The organism is Candidatus Jordarchaeum sp., from assembly GCF_052745115.1.
Map to the genome: position 1 here is coordinate 1 of NZ_JBRAKS010000161.1, position 8,788 is coordinate 8,788.

7 protein-coding genes are annotated in these 8,788 nt (G+C 38.4%); 5 read left to right on the top strand and 2 right to left on the bottom strand.

Features of this window, described 5'->3' with window-relative positions:
- The first annotated feature begins 95 nt into the window (after positions 1-95).
- The 3 genes from ACUVXA_RS12025 to ACUVXA_RS12035 all read left to right on the top strand — a co-directional run bounded on the left by ACUVXA_RS12025 (position 96) and on the right by ACUVXA_RS12035 (position 4,091).
- Complete coding sequence (locus tag ACUVXA_RS12025) at positions 96-1,103, top strand: metallophosphoesterase (RefSeq protein WP_445871511.1); 1,008 nt, start codon at positions 96-98, stop codon at positions 1,101-1,103.
- 390 nt (positions 1,104-1,493) lie between these two features.
- Positions 1,494-2,258: an ABC transporter ATP-binding protein gene (locus ACUVXA_RS12030; RefSeq protein WP_445871512.1), complete on the top strand. Its 765-nt coding sequence runs from the start codon at positions 1,494-1,496 to the stop codon at positions 2,256-2,258.
- An 18-nt stretch (positions 2,259-2,276) separates the two neighbouring features.
- Positions 2,277-4,091: a hypothetical protein gene (locus tag ACUVXA_RS12035; RefSeq protein ID WP_445871513.1), complete on the top strand. Its 1,815-nt coding sequence runs from the start codon at positions 2,277-2,279 to the stop codon at positions 4,089-4,091.
- A 94-nt stretch (positions 4,092-4,185) separates the two neighbouring features.
- Here the strand turns inward: ACUVXA_RS12035 and ACUVXA_RS12040 are convergent, their stop codons facing one another.
- The gene (locus ACUVXA_RS12040) at positions 4,186-5,355 is read right to left on the bottom strand and encodes a hypothetical protein (protein WP_445871514.1); all 1,170 of its coding nucleotides are present in this window, start codon (positions 5,353-5,355) and stop codon (positions 4,186-4,188) included.
- Positions 5,356-5,558: 203 nt separating this feature from the next.
- Between ACUVXA_RS12040 and ACUVXA_RS12045 the strand changes: the two genes are divergently transcribed.
- Entirely contained in the window at positions 5,559-5,828 is a 270-nt protein-coding gene (locus ACUVXA_RS12045) for a ubiquitin-like small modifier protein 1 (RefSeq protein ID WP_445871515.1), read from the top strand.
- Between the two features lie 31 nt (positions 5,829-5,859).
- On the opposite strand, the gene ACUVXA_RS12050 is transcribed toward ACUVXA_RS12045, so the two are convergent.
- Complete coding sequence (locus tag ACUVXA_RS12050; RefSeq protein WP_445871516.1) at positions 5,860-7,428, bottom strand: tetratricopeptide repeat protein; 1,569 nt, start codon at positions 7,426-7,428, stop codon at positions 5,860-5,862.
- Between the two features lie 813 nt (positions 7,429-8,241).
- Between ACUVXA_RS12050 and ACUVXA_RS12055 the strand changes: the two genes are divergently transcribed.
- The gene (locus ACUVXA_RS12055) at positions 8,242-8,670 is read left to right on the top strand and encodes a hypothetical protein (protein ID WP_445871517.1); all 429 of its coding nucleotides are present in this window, start codon (positions 8,242-8,244) and stop codon (positions 8,668-8,670) included.
- Positions 8,671-8,788 lie beyond the last annotated feature (118 nt).

Consider the following 8,788-nt stretch of genomic DNA (forward strand, 5'->3'; position numbering starts at 1 on the left):
CATTTGGTGTCACCTCCTAAATGTTTTGTGAAGTAATAATATTGGGGTGACACCTTCAAATTTTTCGCCCATAACTCTGTTATATGACGCAAAACATGCTCTTCAGCAAAAATTCCAAACCACTGGGAGGGAACCCCTCTCTATACACTTACAGTGCAAGTGGCTTCAATTACACCTATGCCGGAGCTTCAGGATATATTCATGAGGTTGAACTCACTAATCTAACCCCTGATACCAGATACTACTTTATTTGTGGGGGGCCGGGAAATTACAGCGCAGAACGTTCCTTTAGAACCGCTCCCAATTCAACCTCCGAATTTAAATTCGTGGCTGGGGGTGATTCTCGAAGCGATCCGGCTAGTCGAACCCTTGTTTCACAAGCAATGAGTCATTTCAATCCTTCTTTTGTAATGCATAGTGGCGATATGGTTGAAAACGGATGGAGCCAGAGTCAATGGGACTCCTGGTTTAGCGATGTAAATGACAATTGGATAGGTGACAACGGTCTAACCATTCCCATCATCCCCTGTTTAGGCAACCATGAAAAAAACGCAACCAATTACTATGAGCAGTTCGCTCTTCCAGAAAATGAGCAATGGTACTATCTAGACTGGGGACCGAACCTACGAATCATAGTTCTTAACAGCGAAGCACGCGATCAAATTGCAACGGATCAAGCCGATTGGCTTAACACCACTTTATCCTCCACTCCTGAAAATACGTGGAAAATTGTTATATTCCATCGAAACGTTTACTACAGCGGTTATCACTATAATGATACTGATATTATAGATAATTGGGTTCCAATATTTGACCAGTACCATGTGGATATTGTTATCCAAGGGCACACACATCACTATCATAGAACCAAACCAATGTACAATAACTCAATTGCGTCTTCTTATCAAGAGGGTACAATGTACTTGACTAGTGGTGGCTGGGGAGTTCCCACACATGATTATACTCCACAGTTATATAGTGATTATGGTAATGAGACCCACCACTTTGTATTGATAAACGTTTTTACAAATGGAACGCTGCACCTTGAAGCTACAGATATAAATGGATATGTTTTCGATCATGTCTGGCTTAATAAATCATAGATAATCTAAAAAAGTATTCAATCATTTTTTATGGTAGGGACATCTTGTTTTATGACATTGTGTATTAAGATGCTTTGTAATGCATCGTCCAGTCATCTTTGTTCTGGCAGTTAGTAACTCATTTCTTTTAATAATTTCACTGCTATACAGAACACGGTATATGCATCCAACATGCAGCATCTAGGTCAGTTAATCCAACGTAAACACTTTGTGCCTACTAGATAAAATTTATATAATCTAGTAAATCTAATACCTTACATCTCTTAATGATAAAATACATTTATACTTGGGGTGTTTCAACTTTTACACTAACTAAATTATAACCAACTTTTTCTAAAAAATTTAGGAAGTTGGTATTATTTATCTAATAATATAAGAGAGGTAGACACAATGAAATTAGCCATAGAGACCACGGATTTAACCAAAAAATTTGGAGAAATACTTGCAGTAAACAAACTGAACCTGGAAGTAGAAAATGGGGAAACTTATGGAATTCTAGGTCCTAATGGTGCCGGTAAGACCACCACGGTTCGCATATTGAACTGTATTTTGAGACCCACAGAGGGCACTGCCAAGGTGGGAGGCTTCGATATACTAAAGGAACCGGATAAGGTAAAAAGAATCACTGGTCTGCTTCCAGAGTCCCCCGGAGTATACGAGAAGTTAACCGCCAAAGAGTTCTTAGAATTCATGGGAGACCTATACGATGTTCCACACAGTAAACTCTACAAAAGCATCGATGAGATTCTGGAACTCTTCGAGCTTAAGAATCGGGAAAATGATCTGCTCGAGGGTTTCAGCAGAGGCATGAAGCAAAAAGTACTCCTAGCAGCCACACTGATCACTAATCCCAAAATAATTTTCTTAGACGAGCCGGTCAGTGGACTTGACCCCGCCTCTGCAAGAATGGTCAAAGACATGATAAAACTCCTAGTATCAGAGGAGAAAAAAACCTTCTTCATTTGTACTCACATGCTCCCCTTTGCGGAGGAGATGTGTCAACGTATTGCAATAATTGATCACGGCTCGATAAAGATTGTGGGAACCCTGGAGGAAATTCTTAGGGAAACCAAGACAAAAACCTTGGAGAAAGCTTATCTCAAAATGGTTGGAAAAGAAGCCATAGAAAAAACTCTCTTGGAATGGAGGACATAGAAAGAAGGGAGAAGATCTATGCAAACATGGTATGCGGTCGCCAGAAACGAGTATCGCCTTATGACTTCTCGGCTCAGAAGAATGAGGAAAGTGCTTCCCATAATTCTGGTTGCTTTACCCGCCCTAGTATTTGCATTCGTTATTTACTTCTCCAACCAAATACACTTAACCATATTACTTGAAAACGCGGTGAAAAATTATCTTAAGAATGTGTACGGATATGTTGGCGAGTTTTCAGTTACCCTTGGTGGTGTCCAGGTAGATATTACAATTTTAATGAGTCAACTTTTGGGACTTTTTGGGTTCATAATGCCCATAATGGCTTCGGTAGGGAATGTTTTTAGGGAAACAGAGATCATAAGCAAAGATATTATCTTGGCGAGTCCTTTAAGATCGAGGAATATTCTTTTCGGTAGATTTATAGCAAACCTGTTCTTTCTGCCTTTACTTTTCCTATTTATTTGTGTAATGTTTTTCTTTATTTTTATTGAACATGGCTTAAACAGTTTGGCTACACCCTTCATTATAGCACTTGCAGCCTCGCTTCCGGCGCTGGTTGGTATTTGGCTCGGAGTTATAATCTCTTCATACATACAGACGAAGAGTGATGTATCGCCTCGAATTAAAGATATTGGTAAAGCTGTAATGGGGGTAGTTGGGGCTTTTTTTGGTTTATCAATTTTTATTTTTATGTTTTCCCAGTCCTCATCTCTTTTTTGGCCATTTTCACCAACAACATGGGTCACCAATATAATATATACGGCGGTAACTGGTACCAACTGGGTTAAAATAACATATAATTTTGGTATATACTCTTTTTACTACCCGATATTTCTCCAACCCGACTTCTGGATAAGCTTAGCCCTGCTTTTAGGATTTGTGTTTTTGGTTTTCTACCTCGGGATAAAGCTTTCAGATAGGCTTTTTAGATTCGAAATATCGGTTAGCGAAGTCACTGCTATAAAAGAAGAAAGATGGTTCTTCAGCGCTGTGCGGAGAGCGATTCCCTCTCCTCTGGGAGCAATCACTGCGGTGCAGTTAAAGGAATTTACAAGAAGCTTGGATAGTATAGCTCGAATTTCCAGCGTACTAATGTTTCCCTTGATAATCTATTTCTTCAATTTTCTTGGATTTAGTAATAGCTTTCTTCCCACATCCAACTTATTCGGAGTTCTTGCAGTACCCGGCTTCGCCGGCTTCTATATAGTCCTGACAGCTGCTGTAATAGCGATGATGGAAGCCAGTCAGATGACTGTTAAACAAAGAGATTTATTTTGGACTTATAAAAAAGCACCGGGAGGGGTGGAGAGACTAGTTTACTCAAAATTTTTAGAGATGCTCATCGTTGGTCTGCCACTAAGTGTAATTATTGCAGTGTTCTTCCAATTTGCTATCGGATCAAGTAGTACTGGAATATTGGTACTGATACCAGTGATGCTTTTCTTCACGACCATAAGTTCTGCCATCGCCCTAGGAATATACTGCGCCCGTCCCGTGTTTAAAGAACAAAGTAGCGGCCATCTGATAAACTTTCTAATATTCTTTGTGACCGCCTTTATAATACAAGGAATAATGCTATTATTCGCTGTATTTCCTTGGATACTAAATTTAATTTCCTTTATTCCCGCCCTGAGCGTGGTGTTTAGCATACCCACTCAACCAGCAACTTGGTTAATTCAGATCCCCTTAGTTATAACAAGTTTGGCGCAATACGGCATTTACTCAAATCCAATGCCTGTAATCTTGGGAATAGTTGCATCAGCAACACTAGGAATTGTTGCTGCCTATCTTGCGATACGCATTGGTATATCCAAACTCAAAAAATTCGAGTGAAAAATTCCAGTGTGAAAACTCAAAATGAAAAAAGTAAGTGAATTCAACTGAAAAACGAAATAGATTTAATTTAGAGAGAAGTATGGAAAATCTTTCAGTTTTCAAAACAGTATCGGACTTTTTTAAACTTGGACTTTAGTTCCACGGCCTCCTTCTTTATTTTCCCTTTTTCTTCTCCTTTAACTGCCTTAATGATTAGTTCGCAAATCTTTTCCATCTCTTTCTCTTTCATACCCATTCGGGTAACTTCACAGGTCCCTATTCTACCCGCCCTATCCATAATGACATTTGCCTCCTCAAGATAGTTCACTATATCCACCCAGGGCTTGCCATAGGTAATCTGAAACTCATAGGTGTTAACAAGGATCTGATGAGACTCCGTAAAGCCTTTATTCTTACACTTAAGCGGGATCCCCCCTTCATCCATTAGACTAGCCAACTTTTTAGAATTTTTCACTATCTGATCCGCGTAGGCTTCTCCGAACTCCTTCATCTCCTCTAGGGTGACTGCCAAAGCAGCTATCCTATGGAAATGGGCATTATCAATGGTTTTAAACAAAAGATGCTCTCTTATCTCTTGAAAACTGTTTCCCAGAATTATTCCCCCCTGAGGACCTGGAAGAGTTTTGTGGGTGCTCCCCATCATAATGTCTGCCCCTTCAGCTAATGGCTGCTGAAACCTTTTCCCCGCAATCAAACCCATTACATGTGAAGCATCATAAGCAACCACCGCACCAACCTTATGAGCGGCTTCACTTATTTCTCTCACCGGGTAGGGCATTGGTATAAAACTTGCACCCAGAATAATCAGCTCAGGTTTTTTTTCCTCTATCAGTTCGATGCTTCCCTCAAGATCAATATTGGCTTCTTCCTGATTATATGGTAAATAGTGAACCTTAATTCCCAAAACACTAGGAGCGTTATCTTTGGAAATGCCTGGGTATCCTCCCTCTAAATCATTCACACAGGCCATGCTCTTGCCTCTAAAAGCCATTAGCAGGGCTAAATCAGCCACGTGGCCTGAAAGGGGTCGTAGATCCGCAAACTTGCACCGGAAGACTTCTTTTGCAAGCCTTTCTCCCTCTTCAATTATTTGGTCTATGTATTTGGTTCCTGTGTAAAATTTATCGGGGGAGGTGTATCTGTGTCCCAGATCCGAGTTAAGTGCGGTATGGGCCTTAGGGCTCATTGCATTTTCAGAGGGTATTAAATTGATACAGTTTGAACGCCACTCCTCATGTTTTCTAACCAGTTCCTCAATCATATTCTCACCTAAAAATCTTATTGCATTTTAATTATAGTAAATGTTCTTTACATTTTTTAAACAATTCCAGGAGTTATATTTCTGAAATATTAGTGATTGAGACTTCGTTGAATTTAAATAATTCTAATCCTTATTTTTTACTGTTAATAGATTACTACCTTCCATTTATTTATATTATAAGATTTCCTATGGTGAAATGAGTTTTGAAAGTAAAATTTTTTGCTAATTTAAGAAACATAACAAAAGTTAGGGAGGTAGAGCTAGAAGCCGAAAACGTCGAGCAGCTATTAAGTAAACTGATCGAAATGTATGGTGAGCCGTTCAGAGAAGCGGTTTTCGATAATGGAAAAATAAAAAAATTCTACAAAATTCTACACAACGGCCATGATATAGATTTTAAAAAAGGATTAAAAACCAAACTTGATAAAGATGACACAGTGGCCATTTTCCCCCCAGCAGGAGGCGGAAATTAAAATTAAAATTAAAAGCTTGTTTCATTTTTTCCTATGGTAGGTCTGGTAACCAGACTCCTAGTCTTATTCTCTTTATTTTTTCCGCACATTTCATTGCTAGTTCTCGGTTTCCGAGTTGTTGGTAAAGTTTTGCTGCTTTTTCCATATAGTCGATCGCTTTCTTTGAATCATTGAGCTTGATGTAAACATTTCCAATGTTATATAGTGTTGCAGCCATGATCTCATTGTCGTTGGCTTTCTTGGCGTACTTTATTGTTTCTTCTGCGGGTTTCAGAGATTCTTTATACTTTTCCATTCTTATGTAGGCTAGTGAAATATTATAATAGCAGCGCCCGATTTTCTCGTTATCCCCAATTTTTTGGAAGTGCTTTATAGCTTCGTCCAGGTGCATTATTGCTTCTTTTTGCCTCCTTAAATGTACCAGTTGGCCTCCAATGTTCATCTGAGCGTTTCCCATGCTTTCTTCGTCTCCGACCTCGGTGTAGGTTTCAAGTGCTCTGATATAGGCCTCGAGAGCTTGATCATGAATTTTCAGTTCATTATAGGCTCTACCCATTTTATAGTGCCAGTTACCCAGTGTTTGGGTTGATTCACCTTCCATTACTGGAATACTCTTCTCGAGTTGTTCCAACATTTCCTGATACATTCCCAACTCATCATAAATATTTACCAGTTGAATATACGAATATACTAGACTCTCTCGGTTTTTTAGACTTTCTAGAATCGGTATCGCTTTCTTCAGATTCTCTGCTGCACTGTTTTTGTCCCCCAGTTTTATTTGAGCTCGGGCGATGTTTAAATAGGTACTTGCTAGAGTTATGGGGTCGCCTTTCTGTTCTAAGATTTCGATTGCTTTTTTTGAAAACTCAAGCATTTTGGTGTAATCTTCCAATTCTCCGTAGCAGTAACCTATCTGGGCATAGCATGCAGCAATTCTATCCTGGCGTTCAGCTTTCTCATAATAATTAATCGCCCTCTTTAACCAGTCGATTGCTGTAATGTTCTTGTTTAACTTTTGGTTAGAGTACCCCATATAGTAGTAGCAGTCTCCAACATAATTATCGGCCTGAGTCTTCCCAAGATAGGGGATCGCTTTCTCACAGGTTTTTATTGCCGCCTTATACTTTTTTAGTAGAAAATATCTCATCGCAATACTCAGGTAGGATACCCCTACCATTTTTGGGTTATCGGCTTTCAGGAAATAAGGTACCGCTTTCTCATGTCTATCTACCGACTTTTCTCTCTCTCCGAGAAGATCGTAAGCAACACCCAACTGGAAATAAGCTGTTCCCAACCAGGACTCATTCTTCGCCTCTCTCACCGCACTCTCAAGACAACCTACGGCCTTTTCTGGTCGGTCAAGCTTATTGAAAGCCATGCCGGTGTTGAAATAGCAGAGTGCCGGTTTATCTGTCTTGCCTTTGGTTGCTACCCCCTCTGCTCCGTTTATTGCCGCTTTCAAATAACATTCACGGGCTTTAGTATAATTTCCCACATTTTGGAAAGCGTTACCTGCCTCTAAGTATAGTTCACTAGCAAGTGCGTAATCGGATGCTTTTTCTGCTTTTTCGGCGTTTTCCAGTAATTGTGCCTCGCTCAATAGCATATCCTCCAAAAATTATGCGATAACTTTTTTTAGTATTTCTAAAATTTAACGTTGATAACCATTAGGGAAAAAAGATTTTTTAATATATATTTAAAAATTCTTTATACTGATTTTTCACCTCGGAGAAATTACACTTCCGATTGATAATCCACTTTTTACTATATGTAAACTAAGAAATTGAACTCTTATTATGTTTACGTTTAATGCACTTCAATTAAATTATCTCATAAGATACCTTTTTCTAAAAACGAAAAAGTACTTGAGCAATCAGATGCTTTGGAAAAATTAATGCCTTTTAATTCTCAATTTTTATTACAATTACAACGAAATGAAATCAAAAACTATGAATAATTTATATTTTTCATAATAAATTTATACTTATGCATATATAGCGGATAGTTTTACCACAATATCTTTATACGTTCCTTCTTTTCGTTGTGCGTGAAGGATGCGCTGAGAGAAATAATAGTTTTTTCTCCACACCTCTCTTCTCCCCCCAAACTAATTTTATTACCACCCTTCTCAGCGCATCCCGTTAAATCCTTTTAGACATTTTAATCAGATTATACTTTGGATGTCAAAAATAGAAATATTTAATTATTTTTCCAATTTTTTAAAAAAATAAATTATTTTCAGTTTTTAATTAGAAAATAACGCTTACAAAAAGTTTAAAAAATATTTAATTAATACATAAATACTTACCGAATATAAGGTGGGCGTGTCCAATCACTTATAAAGGGCTTAAAAAATATCCGAGCAAAAAATTTGTTAAACCATTTCTGATAATTTATATTGAGGAAATTGGGCATGATTTATGCAGTCTGGATTCTCAAAACCACTGGTGAAGCACTTCTAAACGTGGCCTTCGAAAAGCTGAAACTGGCCGAGAGTGACCCACTACTTTTGGGGGGGCTTTTCTCAGCAGTCTCTCAGATGGCAAAACAAAATGTCGGAGAACTCACCACTATCAACATAATAATCGGCGAAATGAAACTGGTCTTCGCCTTTTCTAAAAATGTAATAGTGGTGGTTGCCGGTGACACCGAGGAAGAAGCCAAAAACTTTGGAAAAGAAATAGAACAAGCCTTCAATAAAAAGTATGGACACATCTTCGAAAAATGGAACGGTAATATTAGAATCTTTAGAGAATTCATTCCCGAAATTCACGAGTTGTTTAAGAAACACGGACCCTTAGAGTCAGATATTGATGAGATTCTCCGCTCCCTATCCGAATGAAAAATTCTTAAATTTTTTAAAACTTATTTTCTAAAAACCCTCTGTACTTTAAGAAAACAATCCATAAAAAACTTTCAATCTCCGTAGCTGGAGAACGGTTTTTGCAAGGGTTGTATCA